Raw genomic sequence first — 22,253 nt, forward strand, 5'->3', positions numbered from 1 at the left:
GGCTTATGCTTGACAGCGGTCTTAATCAGATGGGATTGCATGCTGAATATCGTCTGTTTTGGGATGAAGCGGGACAGGCGAGGGAGCTTTTGGGGGGAGCGACTCGATTAACCCGCGCAGGTGTTTGTGAAAGAGGTCCTCGACGGACGCCTGGGATGCCCGGTTGAACTCCTGGAACTGCCGCAGCAGCGCCCTTCCTGTTTCGGTGAGGGCCGCGCCATGCTCCCGGTGGCCGGGAAAGCGTTCAACCAGTTTTAGCCCGAGCCGCCCTTCCGTCGTCGTCACCTTGCCCCAGGCGGCGCGGTAGGACATGCCCATCCGGGCCGCCGCCTGGCTGATCGACCCTGTTTCTTCGATAGCCTCCAACAGGCGCATGCGCCCCTGGCTGAAGACCACCTCTCCCCGGACTTCGACCCAGATCTTGCAGTTCACTTTCGTCTCAAGTTGTTCCGGCGCAGTCATAACATCCTTCGCTTCCATGGCGTCGACTCCCATCAGAACCCCCGTCGACTGGGATTCCTGTGTCCACTATTCTGTCCGGAAGCGCCTATTTCCTGCCGGAAAGTATCAGATGGGCAGCGCCAGTTCCGCCTGGGCAGCCAGCCGGTATGCGGCCGCATAGGCGCGGTTGCACGTTTCGATCGTGCGGCGCGTCCGCCGGAACCCCTGGTCCTGGAGCTTGCGATCCGGGATGAGCTCGATCGTGTTGGCCGGCTCTGTCCGGATTTTGCCTTCCAGGTGTTCAAAAAGGTCAAAGGGGATGATCAGACAGCCCAGAAGGATACGCCAGTCCGCTTCGGTCAGTTTTTCCACGGACTCATACCCTTCGACGACGTAGATCGCCTCTTTCCAACCGTCTCGGGAACTGCGGACGATATTGCTGATGAACTGGGCCAATTCGGTGACGGCAATGTCGCAGCGGCAGTGATTGAACCGGTCAACCCAAAAGGTCCGTTGCGTCTTCAAGAGCGACGCCGCTCCATAGTCGCCATGGCAGAGGGCGCCTTCCTGCTCCGTTTGCTTCCGCTTCTCCTGGTAGGCGGCCTCCATCCAGGCAAATCCCTTTTCGCCCCGTTCCGTCAACTTGGGCAGGTTTTCCCGCAACAGGTGATCACTGTCAGAGAAAAAGCGCTGCCGCCCCACCATGGCCAGCCAGTCGGCGGCGACCTGGCGTCCCCAGGCAAACTGCCCGGGGATGTCGAGCGGCGCAGCGACCGATGGCTCGACAGGCTGAAACCCCCGTCCGCCGCGGTGCAGCAAGGCAAGGGATCGTCCGGCCTCCTGCAGATCCCGGCTGGCATCCAGCTTTGCAGAACGTCCGGGGAGCTTGTTGTATAGGTAGTAGGCGCGGTCGCCCCAGGGGATGACCCTCTCGCCGTACTTGGACACACGCGGTTCAGGGCATTGGGTGAAGCCCTTTTCTCTCAGGTGCTTGAGCGCCGCTGTAATGTTCCGCCCCCGTTGCAACGCCTTTTCCCCTTCCAGGAACTCGACGCGCAGGGGGCCTCTGTCCGTTTCCGCCAAGAGCCTTCCGCCCTGCCGGTGCAGCGAGCGCAAGGTCAGGTCATACTCAGCCAGCAAGTCGACCAGCGTTTCCCTTTCGGCGCGGAGATCCGGCGCTAGGGAGGCGTTGCCCGAAAGCGCAGGTTCGTTGCGGGAAAACGCATCGTTTCCGACCGTCATGGCATTCCCCAAACTTGCTTCGCCTTCAGCCGGCATGCTCTTGCCGGCGACCGCTTCGTCACCGGTGATCACTTCGTTTTCGAACACGTCTTCAGTGAGCGCCGCGTCTCCGGCAAGCGCTGTGGCCGCCTCTTTTTCACCGCCTATCCTGACGGTACTCGGTTCCGCTTCCGCGAGACCCTGTTCCCACACAAAGGGCGGCAACGGTGTGTCCGGGAAGATCTCTTCCAATGGCTCCAAGTCCAAGGGAGGAAGGGGGTTGCCATATCCGACGGGGTTTGCGGTCAACACAGTTCCCTCAATGGGCTGGGAATCATCGAACAAAGGATTCTCGAGATCCGGGATATCATCACGCTGGTCCGCCAGCGTCCCGGCCCGTTCCGGCGAACGCCGTTCCGACCGGCGCGTCCTGGCCTTTCGGGCGTTGCTTTGAAATCGGGGATCCACCCCGACATAACGATCGACGACCAGCAAATTCTGTCACCTCCACCGGTTAATTGCCAGTTCCCAAGTGTCTTTCCAGAGAGGCCACAAAGTCCTGCCTTCCTGCTTCCTCGGCGATCTCCCTGCGCAGCAGTTCTGGCGTCGACGGTTCTCCGGCGCCCCGGTAATGACCGGCCACGAGCGACCAAAAGCGCTGTGGGAATTCTAGCAACCCCGCAAGCAATTCCCGGTCTCCCGTTCCCAGGTTTCCTGTTTCTCGGTAGGCGTCGATGATTTGCATCCCCGACTCCACATCCCATCGGCCGCGAGCATCGGCCACTCTGCGCAAAAATTGGGCCAGTTCCGCCGCCGGCAGATCGGGTCCGCAACTGTCCCAACCGGTGACCGCCAGCCGGGCGCCATCGAGGTGAAGATTGCCCTCTCGCCAGTCACGGTGGCAGATCGTCCAGCCGGCCTCGCCCGACGGCTTTACCATGGTGTCGGCGACGCGACGCAAGGCCCGGGTAGCTTTTTGTTCAAATTCGGGTCCCCACTCTTTGAGCAACCTGTCGACTTCACTCGTTTGGCGCTTCATCTGCGCCAGTTGCCGGTACCATTGCAGCGCCTCGCGGCGGTCTGCCAGGGTTTTCAGCAACCGGCTGACCTTCTGCGCATCTTTTTCCCGTCCACCGTGGAATCCGGCGCCGCTCCAGTGGATGGCTGCCAGTGTCCGAGCCGCCTGCCGCAGGTCGTCGTCGCGCTGAAAGTCTGTGCTTCGGCCAGGCAGCCAGTCGGTGAGGACATAGGTATAGGGGCCCCGCTGGGCAAAGGGGCGCCCATCGCGGGTGCGGATGAACCGGCTGGCCCGCCGGAAGCCGCGCTCGGCCAAGTGTTCCAGCATGGCATGCGTCTCGGCGACCCGATCGGCTTTTTCCTCATGCCGGTAGAAGGCTTTGATGCCCCGGTTCGTTTCTAGACGCCAAAAATTCCCCTGTCGATCAGCCGCTGTCACTGTATAGGGATACTCCTGCAACGCGTCCATGTCCCATTTGGACAGTTTCGGGCTTTCCTGCCCGTCTCGCATGGTCATCTCCCCTTTCCGGAGTGCCGGAGCCAGGATTGATGCCATAGTATGCGGGAGACCCTTTAACGGTGACAACGCAAAATACAAGCGCCGGGGAAAAGGAAATCCCCAAGCTCTATGCAGAGAACTTGGGGATGTTTATGCGCGAAGATCGAGGGGCCTGTCTTCCTCTTTTTGATTGCGGCACCGGAGGTCATCCTTGCTGTAGTTCTGCTGCTGCCTCAGCGGCGCGTTCTGTCTGAATGACAGACAGGGAGTTCTCCCACTTGCCGCAGCGATCACCCCAGCGGGCGATAGGCCGCTCGGACTCGACGATCTCGATGACCTCGCAGAGGTTCGGGCAGTCGCCGCATTCCCAGGAACCGGCCCGTACATCCTCGCTAGCCATGGCGAAACCTTTAAACCGCGTGAGTCCGCTGGCGCGCTGGACCGCCTCACGGGCGAGCAGCGCCGCGCCGACAGCGCCCATGACCTTATGGTGTTCCGGCACGACCACAGGGTGGTCGAGGGCTTTTTCAAAGGCCCGCTTCATGCCTGCGTTCGCCGCCACGCCGCCTTGGAACACGATGGGCGCTTCGAGGGTCTTGCCTTTGCCCAGGTTGTTGAGGAAGTTGCGCACCAGGGCTTCACAAAGGCCGGCGATGATGTCCGGCAGGGCATGGCCCATCTGCTGCTTGTGGATCATGTCTGACTCGGCGAAGACGGAGCAGCGACCGGCGATGCGCACCGGGTGATCGGCCTGCTCAGCCAGCCCTCCGAACTCTTCGATGGGCAGTTGCAGCCGCGACGCCTGCTGGTCGAGGAAAGAGCCGGTTCCGGCGGCGCAGACCGTGTTCATGGCGAAATCGGAGACGACGCCGTCACGGAGAAGGATCAATTTGGAGTCCTGCCCGCCGATCTCCAGAATCGTGCGGACGCCGGGCACGAGTTGACCGGCTGCCACAGCGTGGGCGGTGATCTCGTTTTTCACCACATCAGCGCCGAGGACCACCGAGGCGAGGCTGCGGGCCGAACCGGTCGTCCCCACCCCGCCGATCTGCTCATCAGCGTAACGCCGGGCTAGATCGGCCAGGCCTTTTTGAATCATTTCAAGGGGACGGCCCTGGGTACGCAGGTAGTGGGCCTCCCGCACCTCGCCATTTTCGCTCAGGAGGACGAGATTCGTCGATACGGAACCGACATCGACGCCAAGGTAGTATCGCTCACCGGCGCTTGGCCGCTGGGTGTTTAATCCTTGGTTGTTTATCGGATGCGTGTTTTGCGGTTGGTCGTTTTGCCTTTGGGTATGTTGCTGCTGATTTTTTTGCTTACGGGTCATCTTGCCGCCTGCTCCTTCCTCTGCTTGCGCCGCTCCAGCATGTCCACGAAGGCCTCCAGCCGGGTCATTAGCCCGGCGTCGCCCGTCTGCTCGTCCACATAGATGGTCAGGATCGGGATGTCGTAGTCCTTTTCCACCTGGGGAAGGATGGACTGGGCCACGATCTCGGGCATGCAGGTGAGCGGCCCCACCTGGATCACGCCGTCAAATCCTTCCTGGGCATACTCGATGGCGCCGCCGACCGACTCCTGACCGTGGCCGCCGACGGCGCAACTCAGATAGGGCGCCGCCAGCTTGCGTGTCCGGTGATGGCCTTTTACGGGAAGTATCCCTTTAAATAGGTGTTCGTTCACCCATTCGCTCAGGTAGAGGGAACGGCTGACCTCGACGCCGAGGCGTCCCAGGCTTTTTTCCATAAAGCCATTGGAATAGGGCTCCAGGACGGTGAAGATCTCGCCGACGATGCCGATCCGCACGGGCCGCAAGGCATGATCAAGCGGAAGGGCGGCCATGCGGGTCAACGCATCGTCGCGGCATTGCCGGATCTCCTTCACAGAGCTTGCCGCGTCGATGGCGTCGCGCCCCGACTGATAGAGGCGATCCACATCGCCCCGGTTCAACTCGCGGCAACGCAGGCGAGAGGCCTGCCGCTCCAGGTCATCAAGGGCCTGACACTTGACGTAGGCGATGCGGATCGCCTTGATGACGCGCCACCAGGAGTGGGCGCCGGTGAGGACTTTGATCCGGTTGAGCAGTTCTCCGATATGGTTGTCCGGCGGTTCCAGGACGACCATGCGCAGGTCGATCCCCATGTCAACCAGGATCTCCCGCTGGACCTGGTTGTAGTAACCGAAGCGGCAGGGGCCGATCCCGCCGGCCATGACGACTGTATCGGCGCCCCGCTCCGCCGCTTCGATGAAGTTGCCGATATTGATCTTCAGAGGAAGACAGGCCGATTCCGGCGCATAGCGGACCCCCAGTGAGAGGGTGCGCTTGGTGATCGGCGGCGGGGGAATGACTTCGAGGTCGAGTTCCTCCAGCAGCGCCTTGACGACGATGTCCATGTTGCCCATGTGGGGGAAGGTGACTTTCATGCGGTGATCCCTCTATGCCTTGGTTTTGTAGGGTCTTCTTGATTCCTAGTTATCCGAACCATTCCTATTTTTACAGACTTTTTTTGAGGATCCCAATTGGACGGTCGCTTGCTTCTAAATACCTCGGAAGGTGGCTGTATACGTTCAGGGTGTTCGACGTGTTTTTATGATCCACCCACTCGTTAAGTACCTTCACTGACACACCGCCTAATCTGCCTTAACACATGAGTGTGTCAGAGGACGTGGAAGTCGGTGCTGTGTAATTCAAGCCTTCTTACAGCATAACCAAAAGCCCGGGAAAGTATCGATGGCATACTCTGTATTTCATCTCGAATTACGGAATCACCAGATAGTGATCACGCTTTCGAAGATATCCCAGCAAATTGTCCATTTTCTTGTCGGATAATATCCTAATTTTCTTCCTTTGAGGTTTAGGCATTGTCACCTCTTTCGCTGAGTAGCAGGCCACCATTCCCCACTTGATGGCCTAGGCCAGCACTTGCTGGAGCTTCATGGTATTCTTTTCCCCATCGTTGTGGAGAACTCCCTCGACTTATGAGAGGCTTCTACTCTTTGACCAGCGACGCTGATAGGGTGGTTAGAACGGCTGATTTGAAAACCAATCATTCCAATACTTGGTATAATATATCCTTCGATTTGAACCCTATTCGCCGGATCGTACTGACGTCCAGATCTGGGTACGGTTGGGATTTGGTTTTTTTTATTTTGATAATCACTTCTCCGATTGGCGACCAGTACTGATGATACGGTTGGGATTGATAAAACGGACTCCAACAAAGGCAAGTTAATCCGGGAAAACGAAAAGACCCCGCGCCTCGGAATGAGGGCGGGTTATCTTCAATTCTTACGATTAATACGGAATATCGTCGTCACTTATATCCGAACTAACGTTAACCCTTTTGCGTTTTTTCTTCTGTAAATTACCAGGTTTTTCTATATATTCAAGACCGTACGGGCGCAAATAAGTATGAGCCACATCGTTGGGTTTCATTTGCATTCTTTCAATCAGGCCAATCTCCTCTAATTCTTTTACCCAGTTATCTATAGTCCGAGTTGACCTTTCGAAATATCTGGCAATCGTTTCGACACTTACCCACGCTTCACCGGTAAGGTTTTTCGACATCAGTCCCAGATACACATAGAGCTTTAACGCATTTCCTGAAAGGTTCCTTAAAAGAAAAGTTTCTTTAAATGTCACAAAGATTGGGAAGAAACCAAAAAGTTCAAGCGAAGAGGTTTTCCATTTTTTGTATTCTTCGCATAAACGGTTTGCTTTCTCTTGGTTGGACATAGGACGCTTCATCGGTTTTTCCTCCCTTATATGCTTTAGTATAAGGGAGCGAAAAAATTTTTCCAGCAATAACCGAAAAGTTTCGTACTAACTAAACGTTTACGAATAATATATACAACCTCTCTTAAGAGAGGTTGTATATATTATTCGTATAAGGGGTAATTGATTTTTTTCTTCTGAATGTTTAGGATAAAGCCAAAGCTTTGTAATTTTTTCGGATAATAAGCTTTAATCTGCATATTAGTGGTATCGGGGGAGAAACTATTTAATGAACCCCTGGATCGTCTTGCTGAGAAAAGCTGCCGAAGACGTTTCTTATGAAATTTCTGAGCACGCGGCTAATAGAATGCTTGAGAGAAATGTTTTGCCTACAGATCTACAGAACTGTTGTGCTACCGGCCAAGTAATAGACGAACAACGGTTCGGTGCCGACGTTAAAGTCGTGCTAGAGTCAAGAGACAGAAACGGAATCCCGTTTTACGCAGTTGTAGCTTTATCGTTCCCTCAACCAACCGTAGTTACGGTTTGCAGGTTCCGAAAAGATACATGGGCCGATATTGGCTACCTTGCCAGAAGGAAACGGCGATGAAAGGAGTCATGAAAATGAAATGCTATATTTGCGATCATGAAATGGTACGTTCAACAATAGATAAAGCCATCGTGATAAACAACAATAAGGTAGTAGTTAGGGATACACCTGTATGGGTATGCACTGACTGCGGGGAGAAAAAATTCGAAGCTAAAGTTCTTCTTCAGGTGCAAAAAATAGCAGAAGAATATCTAAAGGAGAAAAATGGGAAAACGCAGTGCCAAAGAGGACAACTTACTGGTTCAAAACCTATTCGTCCTTTAGAAATGTCACTTCCTCTTCCACCAATTAATCTAGCATATTTGGTAGCTAACCAACAGACATCACATTATTAGAAAAAAGCCCCGCTCTGCATAAGAGTCACGGGGCTTTTTTACGTGAATCGTTTTTAATTCCGGTGTGGAACAGTTTCGCAGTCGGTAAAAAGCAGCGGCGTTCTTTGAATCGATGATGGAAAGGATGGCGATGATGAAAAACAAGAGTGGACAACTCCAGTTGATCGACATCCCAGCTCTCGTCTCTGCCTGCACAGAAAAATGGATGAATCTGTCCCTCAGTCAGGTCAACGACGCTGTGATTCGTCTCGGCGTCATTGAAGGCGAGTTTCACTGGCACAAGCATAACCGGGAGGATGAGTTTTTCCTCGTCGTCTCGGGAAAATTGTTCATCGACCTGGAAGACCGAACTGTGGAACTGTTGCCCCAGCAGGGATTCACGGTGCCCCTCGGGGTGCTGCACCGGACGCGCGCCCCGGAACGCACGGTGATCCTGATGGTGGAGAAAAATACTGTCGACCCGAAAGGCGATGAATAAGCAACAGCTTGATTTTTTGAATAAATACGTTAGCCCCGACCTGTATCTCATGGTCGGGGCTTTTTGTTTGCAAAAGCATCCAACTACGTGGATACGGAAAGGAACCGTCCAAATCACAAATTCTTCGCCCGATTACCCCTCCGCCGCCGTAGCCGCCTCCGCCGTCTCCCGCCGCCGGGCCACTAGGTCGACAAAAGCCTCCAACCGCGTGACCACGCCGGCTTCCCCGGTATGCTCGTCCACGGTCAGCAGCAGATAGGGCACGTTGCCAAGCCGGCGGGCGTGGCGTTCCACCATCTCGCCGACGAGGCTGTCGGGTCCGCAACCGAAGGCAGCCACATAGATCAGGCCGTCGATGGGCCCCTTCAACAGGTGCAGGGAACCGCCCAGCATCTGCTGCCCAAAGGACCAGAACAACCGCTTCGGCAAGTGGCTCGTGGCTACACGCGTCTTTTCTTCTGTCACGGCCATCGGCGTCACCACCCGGATGCCGCGGGACTTCAGTTTGTCCAGCAGGTTCATGCTGGTGAAGGGATCGAACAACTGGTAAGGATGGCCGGCGACGGCGATGCGCGGTTCTTCTCCGGTCATCGGTTCCCGGTGGCGCGATGGCAGCCGTGGCAGCAGACCGCCCGGTTCGAGGACGCGGCCGCTTTTTTCCCAGCGCGCCAGGGCGATGGGCGGATATTCTCCCTGCAACAGCCGTCCTTCAAACTCGTCTTGGGCCTTCCGGGCCACCTTGAAGGCCTCTCGTGCGCGGTTGCGCGAGAAGTTCAGTTTTCTGGCTGCTTCGGTCAAGGCTTTTTCCCAACCCCCGCCGGGGAGACGGGTGTTGACATCGACGACAAGCAGCGGCGGGTAACCGCCGTCAAAGGCGGCTGCTCCCCGGATCATATCGGGAAGCCCCAAGAACTTCGGGCAGAGGTAGGTCTTCGGCTGGACGCTGATGATCCGGGGCGTGAAGACATGGTCCGCTTTCCCCGAAAGGGCTTTCACATGGCCGTAGTACATCTTGACGGGAAGGCATGCCTCATCGACGGCCGCGCGGACGCCCTGATCGAGAAGCGCCTTGTTGGTCCGCGGCGACAGGGCGACGGCGCAACCCAAGGCCTCAAAGAAGGCCCGCCACAGCGGAAGGTACTCGTAATAGCCGAGTGCCCGGGGGATGCCGATGACCGGCGGTCGTTCCACCTCCGCTTTGGGCGGGCGCATCGTCAATACCGACGTGATTTTCACCGTCTGGATCCTCCCACTTTCGACTTAAACCAACTCCACAACCCGCGCCGGTGCTTGCGCCAACGCAAAGGTTCACGGAGACCGGGGTGGTCAGGTTCTCCTGCAACATCCGTTTCTTCAAACAGTTCCCCAACTTGGCGTCTGTCATGCCCGTGAAGCCCGCCATGGTGACCGCCGGGACTCATGTCGTAACGGCTCTGGCTCGCGCCGCCTATGCCATGACCGCTGCCGGCATTCTCCGCCCCAGCTCCGCCCTGTTCAGGACCTGTTTCACCCACATTCCCGTATTCCGCTTTGCCGGACACCGCCTTGCCGGAGGTGGCGCCGCCGGCTGAACCGGCATAGGGATCGGGGAGCCGGTCGGGGTCAATCGGATCGAGCAACTGCGGCCGCAACCGCTTGGCCGGCACAGGCGCCCGCAGAAGGGCCACGGGGATCATCTTGGCATTGGTCGGCGCAATCGGCCAGAAGTAGGGTCGGCCAAAGGATTTCGTCCGCATGACGAGGGCCAGGAAGGCGGCGATGCCAACCAGTAATCCAGGCAGGCCGAAAATGGCCACCATCACGATGAGAAACAGGCGTATTAACCGGTTTGCCTGTCCCAGTTCATAGGAGGGGGTGGCAAAGGTGCCCACCGCCGCCACGGCCAGGTACAGGATGATTTCGGGGTTGAAGAGACCAACCTCGATGGCGACTTCGCCAATCATGAAGGCGGCGATCAATCCGAGAGCGGTCGCCAACGGTGACGGCGTATGGACTGCGGCCATGCGCAGCATGTCCAACCCCACCTCGGCGATCAGCACCTGGCCTACTATCGGGACGCTCCCCATCTCCTTCGGCCCGATGAAAGCCAGCCAGGGCGGCAGCAACGCCGGGTTGATGGCGTACATCAACCAGAGAGGCAGAATAAAGAGGGAAGCGAAAATGGCTGCATAGCGGACCATCCGCAAAAAGACGCCCACCGGCGCATTCTGCCGGTATTCCTCGGCATGTTCTAAGTGATGAAAGACAGTCACCGGCGCGATCATCACCGACGGCGATGTGTCTACCAGCACCAGCACATGGCCTTCAAAGAGATGCATGGCCGCCACATCGGGCCGTTCCGTGTAACGCACCCGGGGGTAGGGGTTCCAATCGCCCTGGGTGAGGAACTCCTCCAGCGTTTTTTCGGCCATGGGTAGACCGTCGATGTCGACAGCGTTGATGCGGTCGGTGATCTCCTGCACCAGTTCGGGGGAAGCGATGTCTTCAATGTAGGCGACGGCCACGTCTGTCTGTGAACGCCGGCCCACCTGCAACAGCTTGAAGCGCAATCGCGGATCGCGCACACGCCGGCGGATCAGGGCGGTGTTCGTGACGATTGTTTCGGTGAAGCCGTCGCGGCTGCCCCGGACGACCCGCTCGATGTCCGGTTCTTGCGGCTGCCGTCCCGGCATCTGGCGGGCTTCGACGACGATGGCCTTTTTTTCGCCATCGAAGAGAAAAGCGACCCGGCCGGAGAGGATATGGTAGTAGACCTGCCGGAGTTTGGCCTCCGTCGTGACCTGCAGGTAGAAGAGATGGTGATCCATCAGCCGGTCGATGTCGAAGGCGCCCTTGTCCTTCGCTTCTTTTTCAAAGGCGTCGAGGGACTTCATGATTTGGAGCAGGTCCAGGTCTTTTGTAAAGCCGTTGACATAGTACATGGCGGTTTTGCGGCCGGCGATCTCCATCTCCCGGCAGGCGATATCAAAGCCGACGTTGACGCCCAACTCCGAATTCATCTGGAGGATGTTCGTCTTTAAATCGGCGACCAGTTCTTCCTCGGAGAGCACTGTCTGCCGCAGTTCTTTTTTTGTTTGCTCCTGCTTCTTTGCTTCGCTCATTCAATCGACTCCATTGTTCCCGGCCCGCCGCAGGATCTCCAGCAAGGCCTGGGTGGTGATGGGCGCGCCGCGCCGGACGTGATCCGCCCCTTGCATCTTCCCCGTATCACCGGTGCCGATAATCACCGGGATGGGCAGTTGGGTCAGTGTCTCCACCGTATCCCCTTCCAGGTAGCGGTTGCCCGGCGGTTCGGGGTAGCCGTTCTTGTCTACAGGACCATCCACAAGGCGACCGTAGCGGTCAACCGACTGGTCGACGGTGATCCCTTCCGCGCCCAGGGTGTTGGAAGCCACCGCCACAGCGCCGATCAACTCGATCCGGTCGTCGTGGCTGATTTCCCAAAGCGCCTGTTCCCCTTTCCCCATCCCGACGGCGCCCCGGTCGTCGACCATGACTACGACTGGATCGTGGGGCGTAGACAGGATCATCTGGGCCAGCTTCTTGCCGGTCACCGGCGTCGGGTTGCCTGCCGATAGGGAAATGCACCGCCCACCGATACGCCGCGTCGCTGATTCGACGGCCTTCCGGGCCACCTTGTCGCCGTCGGTGATGACGATGACTCGTCGTTTTTTCGCTGTTTCCGCCGTCATGCGTCACACCTCCCCGACTAGTATGAATCGTGATCGGCTCTTTTTATGCGCAAAAAAAGACCTGCCGGGATTTCCCGGTCAGGTCCCTGTTTCCACACAAGGATTGCTTCCTTCGGCGGCTTTTCCCCCCGCCAGGTCCACCAGGCGCCCACGCCGCCAAGCAACGCCAGCACCAGGATGCCCACGATCCAACGGCGTCTCTTTGGAGCGTTCAACAAGCCTCACCACCTCGTCAGACGCGCGCCGTCGCTACAACTTCCCCGTCGATTCGGCTGCGTCATGATTATATGTCGTGTATGTAGGCGCTGACGCCTTTTCCTTTGGACCGCCCTCCTATCGTATAGCCGGTCGCTACGGCTTGCCGATGGGTTTGATGTGATCGCTGTCTTCCTTTTTTAGCCTGTCCCTTTCCTCGCCGCTTATGCCTCAGCCGCTTAAAGCCCGCTTAATGCCCCAGCCGATTATGTCCTGTCTGCTTATGCCCTGTCCGCGTCGTCGTCTGCTCACGCCCCGTCCTCATGGGGCGGCGTTTGGCTTAACATGTCGCGGATCTTTTTCAGCGCCGCGCGCTCGATGCGAGAGATCTGCACCTGTGAGAGACCGACCAGCGTGGCCACCTCTGTCTGCGTTTTGTCCTGGAAAAAGCGCATCTCTAAAATCTCCCGCTCCCGCGCCGCCAGCCGGGACAGGACATCCTTCAAAGCCAGGTGATCAAACCATGCGCTTTCCTCGGTTCCCACGGAGGCCAGTTGGTCCAGGAGAAAGATGGGATCGCCGTCATCCTGGTAGAGGGTCTCATGGATCGAGGTGGGGAGTTGGACCGCCTCCAGCGCTTCGACCACATCCTCCACAGGCATGTTCATGGCGCCGGCGATCTCCTGCACCGTCGGCTCCCGTCCCAAGGAACCGTTCAGTTCCTGCCGGACCCGGTGGATGCGCTGAGCGATCTCTTTGTAGGATCGACTGACCTTCACCGGGCTGTCGTCGCGGAGAAAACGCCGGATCTCGCCGACGATCATGGGGACAGCGTAGGTGCTGAAGCGGACATTATAGGAGAGATCGAACTTATCGATAGCCTTGATCAGGCCAATCACGCCGATTTGGAAGAGATCCTCCAACTCATAGCCCCGGTGCTGGAAGCGCTGGACCAGGTTGAAGACGAGGCGCAGGTTGCACTGGATCAGCCGTTCCCTCGCGTCGCCATCGCCATCCTTGGCCAAGCGGAGCAGCCGTGTCGTCTCTTCCTCGCCGAGAAGGGGAAAACGGGGGAGGTTCATCTCCGAAAGTCGTTGATTCATGGCGCCCCCCGCCTCACTGCACGGCCCGCATCGCCTGGCGACAGGCCTTGTACATGCGCACCCGCGTCCCGCGGCCTACCTGGGAGTCCACATCCACTTTGTCCATAAAGGATTGCATAAAAACAAAGCCCATGCCCATCCGGTCGCCAAGGGTTGAAAAGGCCGGTTCCATCGCCTTGGCTACGTCGACGATGCCACGGCCGTAATCCTCCACGATCACCTCCAGCCCTTCCGGGTCAGCGGTGATCGTCAGGTATACGAGGCCGTTGGGACGGTTCTGGTAGCCATGCAGGATGGCGTTGGAAACGGCTTCCGACACGGCCACCTTGGCGTCATCGAGATCGGTTAAGGTAAAATCCATTCCGGCGAGCATGGTCGCCACGATCACCCGGGCCAACGCGACGTTCTCGGGAATGCTCGGAAACTCCAGCTTGACCTGATTTTTCGTCTTCAACCCGTCTTCCCTCCTTCCAGCGCCCGCAGCGCCTCGACCTCGTTGGCATACCCCTCCATGAGCTTGTACATGCCGGAGAGCTCGATGATGCGATGGACCGACCGGTTGGGGCCGGCCAGGGCCACCTTGCCACCCAGCGCTTTTACCCGTTTGTAGCGGCCGAGGATGAAGCCGATGCCGGAACTGTCGATGAAGTCGACACCGCGCAGGTTAAAGACGAGGTGTTTGGCCTTCTGGCGCTCGATCTCCTTGTCGAGTCGCGGCCGCAGCGCCTCGGCGGCGCACAGGTCGATCTCCCCTTGAAGGCGCACCACCAGCGCGTTGCCATTGCGGTCTATATCCAAATCCACCATGGTTCACCGCCTTTATGAAAATGCCCTTTATTTTCCAGTTTAATAGAAAAACCTTTTTTTGTAAATAGAAAAAGCGAAGGTCTGCACCTTCGCTCCGCTTGCTACTATGCGTCTGCCATTCATTATGATCTTGATTCGAATGGTCTTTTGCGAGCCGTTTTGCCAACTCTTACCGGATCCCGTACATCGCCTGCCAGATCTTCGTCAGTTCCATCGCCAGGGTGCCCTTCGGCACATCCTCTTTGGCGACGAGGTCGATGCGGCTCACTTCCTGGCCGTTCTGCACAATGACGAGGTCACCCAGTTTCTGGCCTTGGGCGATCGGCGCCGTGGCATAGGGCTCCAACTCGACGCGCGATTCGATGCCCTTCTCTTTTCCCCGCTCCACGATCAGGCCCGGTTTGCCCTGGGCCACGACCTGGACCCTTTCCTTGCGCCCTTTGCCGACGGCCACCTCGCCCAAGGGCTCTCCCGGTTTGGCCACCGACTTGAAGGTATAGCGGGAAAAGCCGTAGTTGTAGAGCTTCATCGACTCCTTGAAGTGGCCCCGGATTTCGGGAACGCCGAAGACGGAGGCGATCAGCCGCAGGTTGTCTCTTTCCACCGTCGAGACGAGACAGTACTTGGCCTCGCTTGTCCAGCCTGTCTTGAAACCGTCCGTTCCCGGATACCACCAGAGCAGGCGGTTGTGGTTGTCCAACTGCATCGGCTTGGAACTGCTCTCTCGGATCTTGTAGTGCTTGATAGCGACAAACTGCATCAGTGTGGGATGTTTCAAGGCCTCACGAGCGATGACGGCCATGTCATGGGCGGAGGTGTAATGGTTGTCCACCGGCAGTCCGTGGGGGTTCATGAAATGGGTGTCCTTCAGGCCCAGCGACTGCGCCTTTTTGTTCATGTCGTCCACATATGCCTCATAGGAGCCGCTGATGTGCTCGGCCACCGCCACACAGGCGTCATTGGCGGAATGGACGGCGATAGAGATCAAGAGATCGCGCATGACCATCTCTTCCCCCGGTTCCAGATAAATCTGGGAACCGCCCATCTCGAAAGCCCGCTGGCTGGTGACCACCTTGTCATCTAGGCTGGCCTTGCCCTGTTCGATCGCTTCGAAGGCGACGAGCAGGGTCATCAGTTTGGTCACACTGGCGGGCGCCACCCGCTTGTGGGAGTTCTTTTCAAAAAGGATGGTGCCGGTCGTGGGATCCATGAGCACAGCCGAGTCGGCCTGCGTCTCCAAAGGCGGCGCCGCCCAAGCCTGCACCGGTATCAGGGATGCCAGGAAAAAGAAAACCATGGCCAGCGAAAGGCGGAACGTCGAACGCTTCAAATATCCTTCCCCCTCTGAAAGTCCGTCTGTTCTTTAGACCTCATTATCTCCAGGGGGGAAACGGGTCATTCTGTTCCGCCGGGGCGATACAGGTAGCGCCGGCCAAAACCGGCGCGGTTGTCGGTGATCCAGACCTCCCGGGCCGCAAACCGGTACAACTCGTTTTTTCGCAGTTCCAGCATCAACCGGGGTTCGCGGAGGAAACGGCTGAAGAAGGAAAAGCGCGCCCCGAAGGCGGCTGTCGCCCAGGAACGCTCTTTCCAGTCGGAAACCATCGCCAGCGTGCCCGCCATCTGGAGGCCCCGGATGTCGCCGTAATCGTCCGGTTCATTGAAGACGGCCGCCGCCGCTTCCACAGGCGTCTCGCCGGCGACAGCTCCATGGCGTGACATGGGGTTGGAAAAAAAGTAGAACTGAAAGTCCCGGCAGACGTAGTAGACCGGCGCCAGCCAGGGGCTGTTGGCCCGTTCCCCTTCCGAGACGGCCAGCGCCATGGCGCTATGTTCGGCCGCGATGGCTTCGGCCAGCCGGCGCAGTTCCGGCGGGGAGGGTTCCTGCCGTTTCATCGGGCGCTCGCTTTCATGTCAATGCACCTCTCCCAAGATCAGCGGCAACGGCGCCAAAGCTCCGCTCTCCTCTTCCCCGCCGGGACCGATGGCGTAGGCGTCGCTCACCGCCTGCGCCGCCGCCTGCCAGCGACTGTCGTTGGCGAAAACCTCCGCCAGCACGTCGCCGGCTTTGACAGTGTCGCCGATGCGTTTGTGGATGACAACCCCCACCGCCGGATCGATGGGATCCCCTTTCTGTTGCCGCCCTGCGCCGAGCAATGCGGCTGCGCGACCGATGGCCATCGCGTCGAGGGCGGTGACGAGGCCCTCGCGTCCGGCCCGGACCGGTTGCCGGATCGATGCCTGCGGCAGGAGGGTCTCCGGCGCGTCGGCCACGCGGCTGTCGCCGCCTTGCGCCGCAACGAAGCGGCGAAAACGTTCCAGGGCAGCGCCCGATGTGAGGGTTGTTTCAGCCAGGTGCAACCCGGCGTCGACAGAATCGGCCTTGCCGGCCATCCAAGCCAGCCGGGCCGCCAGTTCCAATGTTACAGTGCGCAGGTCCGCCGATATGGGGCCGAAGCCGCATTCGTCGCGGTTGGCCAGGATTGCGATTGCTTCTGCCACCTCGAGGGCGTTGCCGACAGCGTTGCCGAGGGGCTGTTCCATCGCCGTAAGCAATGCCGCTGTACGCCGCCCGAGCCGGTTGCCGATGGCGACCATCGCCCTGGCCAATTCCTTCGCATCATCCAAGTTTTTCATGAAGGCCCCCTGGCCGACCTTCACATCAAGCAGGATCGCATCGGCGCCGGCAGCCAGCTTTTTGCTCATCACGCTGGAGGCGATCAGGGGGATCGATTCGACGGTGGCCGTCACGTCCCGGAGTGCGTAGAGCTTCTGATCGGCGGGCACCAGGTTGGCTGTCTGGCCGGCCACAGCCACATGAAGCTCCTTGACCTGGGCCAGAAACTTCTCCCGGCTCAGGTCGATGGAAAGGCCCGGGATGCTTTCGAGCTTGTCCAGTGTCCCCCCCGTATGCCCCAAACCGCGCCCTGACATCTTGGCCACCGGGATGCCCATGGCCGCCACCAGCGGCGCCAGGATCAGGGTCGTCGTATCGCCTACGCCGCCGGTGCTGTGCTTGTCCACCTTGATGCCGGGGATGGGCGACAGATCCACCGTCTCGCCCGAGGTGACCATGGCCTCGGTCAAAGCGGCTGTTTCCTCTGCCGTCATCCCCCGCAAGAAGACGGCCATCGCCCACGCAGCCGCTTGGTAATCTGTTACACATCGGCGCTCACCGTTATCGAGAGATTCCTCGTCACCCGAACTTAGCGCGTCGGCCGCTTGATTGACGACCGGCTTCTCCTTGGCGAAGCCGTGGATGAAAAAGCGGATCTCTTCCGCCGTCAATTCACCGCCGTCGCGTTTCTTGGCGATGATATCATAGGCCCGCATGGCGCACCTCCTCGATCACCTGCCCCACGCCGAGCGACGGCAGGCCAAGCCAGGCGAGGACCGTTTCGCCGACGTCAGCGAATGTTGAACGGACCCCTACATCGACGCCATGCTGTACCTCGCGTCCCGTCAATAAAACCGGCACATACTCGCGGGAGTGATCCGTCGATGCCGTGGTAGGGTCGCATCCGTGGTCCGCCGTCAGGATCAGGAGGTCCTCCGGCGCAAGCGCCGCCAGGATTTCCGGCAGGCGGGCGTCAAAGTCTTGCAGCGCCTGGGCATAGCCTTCCGGGTCGTTGCGGTGGCCGTAGAGCATGTCGAAGTCGACCAGGTTGGTCATGATCAGCCCCTGGTCCACCTCCCGCATGTAGGCGAGGGTGTGGTCGACACCCTCCATGTTGGACCGGGTTGACACATGACGGGAGAAGCCCTGGCCGGCGTAGATGTCGTAAATCTTGCCGATAGCAGCGACCTCCTGACCGGCCTCGCGGATGACGTCGAAGGCCAGCCGGCCCGGCGGTTTCAGCGAGTAGTCATGGCGGTTCGTCGTCCGCCGAAACGCCGTCGGCACACCGACGAAAGGACGGGCGATGACGCGGCCTACGGCATGGTCGCCCTGCAGGATGTCACGGGCGATTTGACAATAGCGGTACAATTCCTCCAGGGGAATGACCTCTTCGTGGGCCGCGATCTGGAAGACCGAATCGGCCGAGGTGTAGACGATGGGCGCACCTGTCGCCATATGCTCTTCGCCGAGGCGCTCGATGATCTCCGTCCCCGAGGCAGCCACATTGCCGAGGGTGCTGCGGCCGATAGCCTTTTCAAAGGCCTCCATCACCTCGGGCGGGAAGCCGTCCGGGTAGACGGGAAAGGGCTTATCCAGCACGACGCCAGCTAATTCCCAGTGACCCGTCGTGGTGTCCTTGCCGGGCGCCCGTTCGGCCATCTTGCCAAAAGCGCCCTCCGGCCGTTCCACCGGCGCCACACCGTCGATGGCGTCGATGTTGCCGAGACCAAGTTTGGCCAGATGAGGCAGGCGCAGACCGCCGACAGCCCGGGCGATGTTGCCCAGGGTGTGGCTGCCCCGGTCGCCGTAGCGGTCTGCGTCCGGCAGTTCACCGATGCCTACACTGTCCAGGACGATGAGAATGACGCGCTTTTTCATCCCTCTTCCCCTTTTCCGCCAACTTTTTTTCTATGTTCCTTGCCCAGTTCCTCGCTCCTCGCGCTGCGACCTGACCGCAAGACGTGCTCGGGGGTGGCTGCGATCATAGACCTCTCGCAACCGTCCCGTTGTCAAATGGGTGTAGATCTGGGTCGTCGACACATCGGCGTGACCGAGCATCTCCTGGACGGCGCGCAGGTCGGCGCCGTTGGACAGCAGGTGGGTGGCGAAGGAATGGCGCAGCGTATGGGGCGTGACCTCCTTCGCGATGCCCGCCTCAGCGGCATAGGCCTTGAGGATCTTCCAAAAACCCTGCCGGGTCAGTGGCTTGCCCCGCTGGTTCAGAAACAGATGCTTTTCCGCCGTATGTCCCGTTAGTGTCCCGCGCGTCCGGGAGAGGTATTCTTCAATGGCGGCGGCGGCAAGACCACCCAGCGGCACGATCCGCTCCTTCATCCCCTTGCCCAGCACCCGCACCAGCCCCAGATCGAGGCGGACCTGATCGAGCGTAAGGGCGATCAGTTCACTCACCCGCAAACCGCAGGCGTACATGGTTTCCAACATAGCCCGATCCCGCAGGCCCACGATCGTCCGGGGCGGCGCCTGCAACAAGGCCGCCACTTCCTCCACGTTGAGCACATCGGGAAGGGGGCGCTGCAACCGGGGACCGTCGATCAACTCGGTCGGATCGTCCCGGCTGATGCCCTCGTCAAATAAAAATCCGAAGTACCCTTTGATGGCCGCCAGCCGCCGCGCACGCGTAGCCGCCGACAAGCCGCGCCGGTGGGTGTGGTAGAGATAGTCCTGAAGATCAGGACGGGTTACATCAGCCGGATCGCTAATGCCCCGTCCCGCCAAAAAGGCGGCCAGATCGGCCAGGTCGCGACGGTAGGCTTCGATGGTGTTTCCCGACAGCCCCCGTTCGACTGCCAGGTGAGCGAGAAAGGCATCGCCGTGGCGCATCGCCCTCAACCCCTTTGGCGTTGTTTTCGACTTTTATCCGGTTCTTTCCTCCAGAAAGAAAAAAGCAAACCGCGCCCGACGCTGGAGGCCGGCCCGGTTTGCTCTCTTTTCTGCTTTTTTGCCTTTTTTATAATAACATTTTCATCGTCGCTCGTGACCTGACAGGTCATGATAGTTTTACTCAGCCAGCGCCTGCCGGGCCACCGCTTCCAGACGCCGCTGGAGCGATTCGGCGGAAAGGTAAAAATCGCCGGCATATTCTGAAGCGGCATGACCGATGGATGCCTCCATCCATAGAGGAAGCCGCGCCTGTCTTGTATGAAACAGCGTACCGACGGCGAGGCGCCAGGGACCGCTGTCATAGATGATGCGGATCTGGTCCTGGGCGATCAACCGTTCGACCTCCCAGGTCAGTTGAAAGGCCCGCGCAATGGGCAGGCAAAGGGCGATCGTACCGGCGCCCAGCGCCGCCGTGAACAGCCCTGTATAATGGCGCCACGTCACCGGTTCGGACGCTGCCATGCACCCGCTGACAATAGCCGCAACACTGATAGCGGCCAGCAGCGTCAGCAGCAGGTAACCCGCCGAACCTAACCGGAGGAAAAACCGGATTGCCGTCCGGTAGTCCTCTTTGATTCCACCGCCCTGCTCTCCTGTGGGGCTCATCCACTCGCTCACGTCAAACCACCCCTAATTCTTGTCCCTCCTTACTTCGCCATCTATTTTGAAAAACCTTTGTTTAAATAAATTATAATGATTGTTTTTCCCGCCGGAAGCGGCGAAATTGTTCGTAATCATGCATGATGTCGGGTCTGGTTTTCAAAAATTCGACGAAATCAGTTAGACAGACCAAGGTCTTTTCACCGACCGTGTGCTCTATCTTTTCCGTCTCCTGTAGCACCTCTTCAGGCAACCCGATGAGGCGCAGAAAGCGCTCGATCGTGTTGTGCCGGCGCAGCAGAAACCGCCCCGTCTCCCGCCCTTTGTCCGTAAGCACGATGATCCCGTACTTTTCGTATTTCACCCAGAGCGCCTCGGCCAGTTTCTGGACCATCTTGGTCGCTGATGGCGGCTGCACATTGAGCGCCGCCGCCAGGTCGTGGATGCGTGTGAAGCCTTGATCCTGACAGAGCCGGTAGATCATCTCCAGGTAATCCTCCATCGAAGCCGTGAGGCAATCCTCTTCTTTTTTCATGTACTCGCGAAAGGTAAAAAACTCATCACCGGCCATGGCGCCACCCCTTTTTGCAGGCTTTGTCCCTCAGACCGGTCTTGCCTCTCAGGGCTTTTTTGCCGTCCATTCCTTCCATTTCATCACAAACTGTTCCATCAGCGGCGTTTCCTGTAGCTCTACCCGCAGCGGCTGTCCCGTCGGTCGTTCCTCCTTCGGCGTCGTGGATGCCGTCTGTTCGGCGTAATTCAAAAAGGGCGGCACGAGCAGCCCCAGCAGAAGCAGCGCCACCAGCACCCGGACGATCGTCCGGATCCGGCGCCGCACCTTCGTGACGAGCACGAGCATCATCTTCAATACCTCCTCCAAGGCTTTTCTTTTCTCCCGTTTCCGTGTAGCCGCGGCGCTGCCAGGCCAAACTACCCTTAGTCGACCTGTTGAAAGGAGGGACTTTTATGGCCCGACGCCGTTACATTGTCGCCCGCTCGATGACGAACACCAACGCCGCCACCTCCTCCACGGCCGCCACCACACACAACGCCCAGTTTGTCGAGGGGTTGCAGCAAAACCTGCCCGATTATGGCAAGCCGAACATGACTGGCGCCGAAAGAGGACTCTACGGAAGCATCCGTCCTACCTGGGAGATTTACCCCGGGGAATGATCCTGCCCACGCCTGCCTTCCCTTTCCCGGCCACCGCGAAAGAAAGCTTTCCGGTGGTCTTGTCGTTTTAGAGCAAAAACAGGCGTAACAGCCCCGGTGTTATGTAGGCGTCCATCAATCCCGCGCCGGCCCCCAACACCAATGTCCCTGCGCCGGCAGCGGCATACATGAAGAGGGCGCGACGCAAGGGCACGACGCGATAGGGGCGTCCCCGAACCAGCCAGAGGGAGAAGGCCAAGGCCATCCCGCCCGACAAAACAAGAGCCGGCAACAAGACAAGGCTGGGCGGAGCCAGGGCGAGCAAAATGATGAACCAACCGTCCACCGGGCGTGACAACAGCAAAAATCCGGCGGCGAAACCAAGCACAAAGCCGCGAAAAAAGAGAAAGGCGGCGATCAGCGGGATCCCCAGCACCGTCAAGCCAAGCAGGAGGATCAGTCCGAGTGTCTCCAGGTTGCGCGCCACTGCCGGTTGCAAAAGGGCATAATAATCGACGCCTCCCTTAATCCCCTGGAAGGCTTGAAAAATCCTTGATTGCATTTCCTCTGCCTGGCCTGCCGGCAGGTGCTTGGCCGATAGGGCGCCGGTGGCGGTTCCGCAGGCGATCAGCGCCAGGGCCAGCGCATAGAGACCCCAATGGGCATGCAGATGTCGTTGTCCCACCCCACCCATCGCGCCGCGTTGGAACAGGATCGCCACCTTAGCCAGCCTTCCTTCCTCATACGAAGATATGAAATATACGAAGATATTTCATGCTTATGGTTGCATGGGCCTGGTCATTACAAATTATGGTTGCATTTTTTATTCGACGGAGATTAGGCCCACCGACTTCCATCGTCGATGAT

At 58.8% G+C, this 22,253-nt stretch carries 26 protein-coding genes; 4 read left to right on the forward strand and 22 right to left on the reverse strand.

Going from position 1 to position 22,253, the window contains the following annotated elements; all coding sequences use genetic code 11:
* Positions 1-21: 21 nt before the first annotated feature.
* The 6 genes from GTO91_RS01540 to GTO91_RS01565 form a co-directional block, all read right to left on the reverse strand.
* Positions 22-480 (reverse strand): winged helix-turn-helix domain-containing protein, encoded by a 459-nt coding sequence (locus GTO91_RS01540; protein WP_161253778.1) that lies wholly within the window; start codon positions 478-480, stop codon positions 22-24.
* Between the two features lie 87 nt (positions 481-567).
* Complete coding sequence (locus GTO91_RS01545) at positions 568-2,157, reverse strand: phosphotransferase (protein ID WP_161253782.1); 1,590 nt, start codon at positions 2,155-2,157, stop codon at positions 568-570.
* Positions 2,158-2,176: 19 nt separating this feature from the next.
* A complete protein-coding gene (locus GTO91_RS01550; protein ID WP_161253785.1) occupies positions 2,177-3,190 on the reverse strand; it encodes a phosphotransferase in 1,014 nt (337 codons plus the stop codon).
* A gap of 193 nt (positions 3,191-3,383) precedes the next feature.
* On the reverse strand, positions 3,384-4,508 hold the full coding sequence (locus GTO91_RS01555; RefSeq protein ID WP_170294036.1) for an acyl-CoA dehydratase activase: 1,125 nt from the start codon (positions 4,506-4,508) through the stop codon (positions 3,384-3,386).
* Entirely contained in the window at positions 4,505-5,602 is a 1,098-nt protein-coding gene (locus GTO91_RS01560) for a CoA protein activase (protein ID WP_161253788.1), read from the reverse strand. Before GTO91_RS01560 ends, GTO91_RS01555 begins: the two co-directional genes overlap by 4 nt.
* 871 nt (positions 5,603-6,473) lie before the next feature.
* Positions 6,474-6,926, reverse strand: coding sequence for a helix-turn-helix domain-containing protein (locus GTO91_RS01565; protein WP_161253791.1), 453 nt, complete (start codon positions 6,924-6,926; stop codon positions 6,474-6,476).
* 256 nt (positions 6,927-7,182) lie between these two features.
* Between GTO91_RS01565 and GTO91_RS18750 the strand changes: the two genes are divergently transcribed.
* The 3 genes from GTO91_RS18750 to GTO91_RS01580 all read left to right on the forward strand — a co-directional run bounded on the left by GTO91_RS18750 (position 7,183) and on the right by GTO91_RS01580 (position 8,316).
* Positions 7,183-7,503, forward strand: coding sequence for a DUF4258 domain-containing protein (locus GTO91_RS18750; protein WP_161253794.1), 321 nt, complete (start codon positions 7,183-7,185; stop codon positions 7,501-7,503).
* Positions 7,500-7,838 (forward strand): YgiT-type zinc finger protein, encoded by a 339-nt coding sequence (locus tag GTO91_RS01575; protein ID WP_161253797.1) that lies wholly within the window; start codon positions 7,500-7,502, stop codon positions 7,836-7,838. The genes GTO91_RS18750 and GTO91_RS01575 overlap by 4 nt, the downstream gene beginning before the upstream one ends.
* 133 nt (positions 7,839-7,971) lie before the next feature.
* Positions 7,972-8,316: a cupin domain-containing protein gene (locus tag GTO91_RS01580; protein ID WP_235918864.1), complete on the forward strand. Its 345-nt coding sequence runs from the start codon at positions 7,972-7,974 to the stop codon at positions 8,314-8,316.
* Positions 8,317-8,448: 132 nt separating this feature from the next.
* Here the strand turns inward: GTO91_RS01580 and GTO91_RS01585 are convergent, their stop codons facing one another.
* The 15 genes from GTO91_RS01585 to GTO91_RS01655 all read right to left on the reverse strand — a co-directional run bounded on the left by GTO91_RS01585 (position 8,449) and on the right by GTO91_RS01655 (position 21,096).
* Entirely contained in the window at positions 8,449-9,552 is a 1,104-nt protein-coding gene (locus GTO91_RS01585; protein WP_328793706.1) for an acyl-CoA dehydratase activase-related protein, read from the reverse strand.
* Positions 9,549-11,417, reverse strand: coding sequence for a spore germination protein (locus tag GTO91_RS01590; protein ID WP_161253800.1), 1,869 nt, complete (start codon positions 11,415-11,417; stop codon positions 9,549-9,551). Before GTO91_RS01590 ends, GTO91_RS01585 begins: the two co-directional genes overlap by 4 nt.
* Entirely contained in the window at positions 11,418-12,008 is a 591-nt protein-coding gene (locus tag GTO91_RS01595; RefSeq protein ID WP_161253804.1) for a stage V sporulation protein AE, read from the reverse strand. It abuts the gene before it with no gap.
* 17 nt (positions 12,009-12,025) lie between these two features.
* A complete protein-coding gene (locus GTO91_RS01600) occupies positions 12,026-12,223 on the reverse strand; it encodes a hypothetical protein (protein ID WP_161253805.1) in 198 nt (65 codons plus the stop codon).
* Positions 12,224-12,511: 288 nt separating this feature from the next.
* On the reverse strand, positions 12,512-13,306 hold the full coding sequence (sigF, locus tag GTO91_RS01605; protein WP_012281612.1) for an RNA polymerase sporulation sigma factor SigF: 795 nt from the start codon (positions 13,304-13,306) through the stop codon (positions 12,512-12,514).
* A gap of 13 nt (positions 13,307-13,319) precedes the next feature.
* Positions 13,320-13,760 (reverse strand): anti-sigma F factor, encoded by a 441-nt coding sequence (spoIIAB, locus tag GTO91_RS01610; protein ID WP_012281613.1) that lies wholly within the window; start codon positions 13,758-13,760, stop codon positions 13,320-13,322.
* Complete coding sequence (spoIIAA, locus tag GTO91_RS01615; RefSeq protein WP_161253809.1) at positions 13,757-14,110, reverse strand: anti-sigma F factor antagonist; 354 nt, start codon at positions 14,108-14,110, stop codon at positions 13,757-13,759. The genes spoIIAB and spoIIAA overlap by 4 nt, the downstream gene beginning before the upstream one ends.
* Positions 14,111-14,282: 172 nt before the next feature.
* Positions 14,283-15,443, reverse strand: a complete 1,161-nt coding sequence (locus GTO91_RS01620) for a D-alanyl-D-alanine carboxypeptidase family protein (protein WP_235918865.1) — start codon at positions 15,441-15,443, stop codon at positions 14,283-14,285.
* 65 nt (positions 15,444-15,508) lie between these two features.
* A complete protein-coding gene (locus GTO91_RS01625) occupies positions 15,509-16,009 on the reverse strand; it encodes a PNPOx family protein (RefSeq protein ID WP_161253812.1) in 501 nt (166 codons plus the stop codon).
* Positions 16,010-16,027: 18 nt separating this feature from the next.
* The gene (locus GTO91_RS01630) at positions 16,028-17,446 is read right to left on the reverse strand and encodes a thymidine phosphorylase (RefSeq protein WP_161253816.1); all 1,419 of its coding nucleotides are present in this window, start codon (positions 17,444-17,446) and stop codon (positions 16,028-16,030) included.
* Positions 17,433-18,611: a phosphopentomutase gene (locus GTO91_RS01635; RefSeq protein WP_161253818.1), complete on the reverse strand. Its 1,179-nt coding sequence runs from the start codon at positions 18,609-18,611 to the stop codon at positions 17,433-17,435. Before GTO91_RS01635 ends, GTO91_RS01630 begins: the two co-directional genes overlap by 14 nt.
* 30 nt (positions 18,612-18,641) lie before the next feature.
* Entirely contained in the window at positions 18,642-19,574 is a 933-nt protein-coding gene (gene xerD / locus GTO91_RS01640) for a site-specific tyrosine recombinase XerD (RefSeq protein WP_161253822.1), read from the reverse strand.
* A 177-nt stretch (positions 19,575-19,751) separates the two neighbouring features.
* A complete protein-coding gene (locus tag GTO91_RS01645) occupies positions 19,752-20,252 on the reverse strand; it encodes a hypothetical protein (protein WP_161253825.1) in 501 nt (166 codons plus the stop codon).
* Positions 20,253-20,322: 70 nt separating this feature from the next.
* The gene (mntR, locus tag GTO91_RS01650; protein WP_161253828.1) at positions 20,323-20,805 is read right to left on the reverse strand and encodes a transcriptional regulator MntR; all 483 of its coding nucleotides are present in this window, start codon (positions 20,803-20,805) and stop codon (positions 20,323-20,325) included.
* Positions 20,806-20,853: 48 nt separating this feature from the next.
* A complete protein-coding gene (locus GTO91_RS01655) occupies positions 20,854-21,096 on the reverse strand; it encodes a hypothetical protein (RefSeq protein ID WP_161253831.1) in 243 nt (80 codons plus the stop codon).
* 104 nt (positions 21,097-21,200) lie between these two features.
* Between GTO91_RS01655 and GTO91_RS01660 the strand changes: the two genes are divergently transcribed.
* Positions 21,201-21,407 (forward strand): hypothetical protein, encoded by a 207-nt coding sequence (locus tag GTO91_RS01660; protein ID WP_161253834.1) that lies wholly within the window; start codon positions 21,201-21,203, stop codon positions 21,405-21,407.
* A gap of 67 nt (positions 21,408-21,474) precedes the next feature.
* Here the strand turns inward: GTO91_RS01660 and spoIIM are convergent, their stop codons facing one another.
* Entirely contained in the window at positions 21,475-22,107 is a 633-nt protein-coding gene (spoIIM, locus tag GTO91_RS01665) for a stage II sporulation protein M (protein ID WP_161253837.1), read from the reverse strand.
* Positions 22,108-22,253 lie beyond the last annotated feature (146 nt).

Source organism: Heliomicrobium undosum, assembly GCF_009877425.1.
Lineage (GTDB): Bacteria > Bacillota > Desulfitobacteriia > Heliobacteriales > Heliobacteriaceae > Heliomicrobium > Heliomicrobium undosum.

Excerpts from the sequence above, each read along its gene's own strand:
- GTO91_RS01540 (WP_161253778.1), bottom strand. The coding sequence starts at position 480 with ATGGAAGCGAAGGATGTTATGACTGCGCCGGAACAACTTGAGACGAAA.
- GTO91_RS01550 (WP_161253785.1), bottom strand. The coding sequence starts at position 3,190 with ATGCGAGACGGGCAGGAAAGCCCGAAACTGTCCAAATGGGACATGGAC.
- GTO91_RS01555 (WP_170294036.1), bottom strand. The coding sequence starts at position 4,508 with ATGACCCGTAAGCAAAAAAATCAGCAGCAACATACCCAAAGGCAAAAC.
- GTO91_RS01560 (WP_161253788.1), bottom strand. The coding sequence starts at position 5,602 with ATGAAAGTCACCTTCCCCCACATGGGCAACATGGACATCGTCGTCAAG.
- GTO91_RS01565 (WP_161253791.1), bottom strand. The coding sequence starts at position 6,926 with ATGAAGCGTCCTATGTCCAACCAAGAGAAAGCAAACCGTTTATGCGAA.
- GTO91_RS18750 (WP_161253794.1), top strand. The coding sequence starts at position 7,183 with ATGAACCCCTGGATCGTCTTGCTGAGAAAAGCTGCCGAAGACGTTTCT.
- GTO91_RS01575 (WP_161253797.1), top strand. The coding sequence starts at position 7,500 with ATGAAAGGAGTCATGAAAATGAAATGCTATATTTGCGATCATGAAATG.
- GTO91_RS01580 (WP_235918864.1), top strand. The coding sequence starts at position 7,972 with ATGAAAAACAAGAGTGGACAACTCCAGTTGATCGACATCCCAGCTCTC.
- GTO91_RS01590 (WP_161253800.1), bottom strand. The coding sequence starts at position 11,417 with ATGAGCGAAGCAAAGAAGCAGGAGCAAACAAAAAAAGAACTGCGGCAG.
- GTO91_RS01595 (WP_161253804.1), bottom strand. The coding sequence starts at position 12,008 with ATGACGGCGGAAACAGCGAAAAAACGACGAGTCATCGTCATCACCGAC.
- sigF (WP_012281612.1), bottom strand. The coding sequence starts at position 13,306 with ATGAATCAACGACTTTCGGAGATGAACCTCCCCCGTTTTCCCCTTCTC.
- GTO91_RS01625 (WP_161253812.1), bottom strand. The coding sequence starts at position 16,009 with ATGAAACGGCAGGAACCCTCCCCGCCGGAACTGCGCCGGCTGGCCGAA.
- GTO91_RS01630 (WP_161253816.1), bottom strand. The coding sequence starts at position 17,446 with ATGCGGGCCTATGATATCATCGCCAAGAAACGCGACGGCGGTGAATTG.
- GTO91_RS01635 (WP_161253818.1), bottom strand. The coding sequence starts at position 18,611 with ATGAAAAAGCGCGTCATTCTCATCGTCCTGGACAGTGTAGGCATCGGT.
- xerD (WP_161253822.1), bottom strand. The coding sequence starts at position 19,574 with ATGCGCCACGGCGATGCCTTTCTCGCTCACCTGGCAGTCGAACGGGGG.
- mntR (WP_161253828.1), bottom strand. The coding sequence starts at position 20,805 with ATGGCCGGTGATGAGTTTTTTACCTTTCGCGAGTACATGAAAAAAGAA.
- GTO91_RS01655 (WP_161253831.1), bottom strand. The coding sequence starts at position 21,096 with ATGATGCTCGTGCTCGTCACGAAGGTGCGGCGCCGGATCCGGACGATC.
- GTO91_RS01660 (WP_161253834.1), top strand. The coding sequence starts at position 21,201 with ATGGCCCGACGCCGTTACATTGTCGCCCGCTCGATGACGAACACCAAC.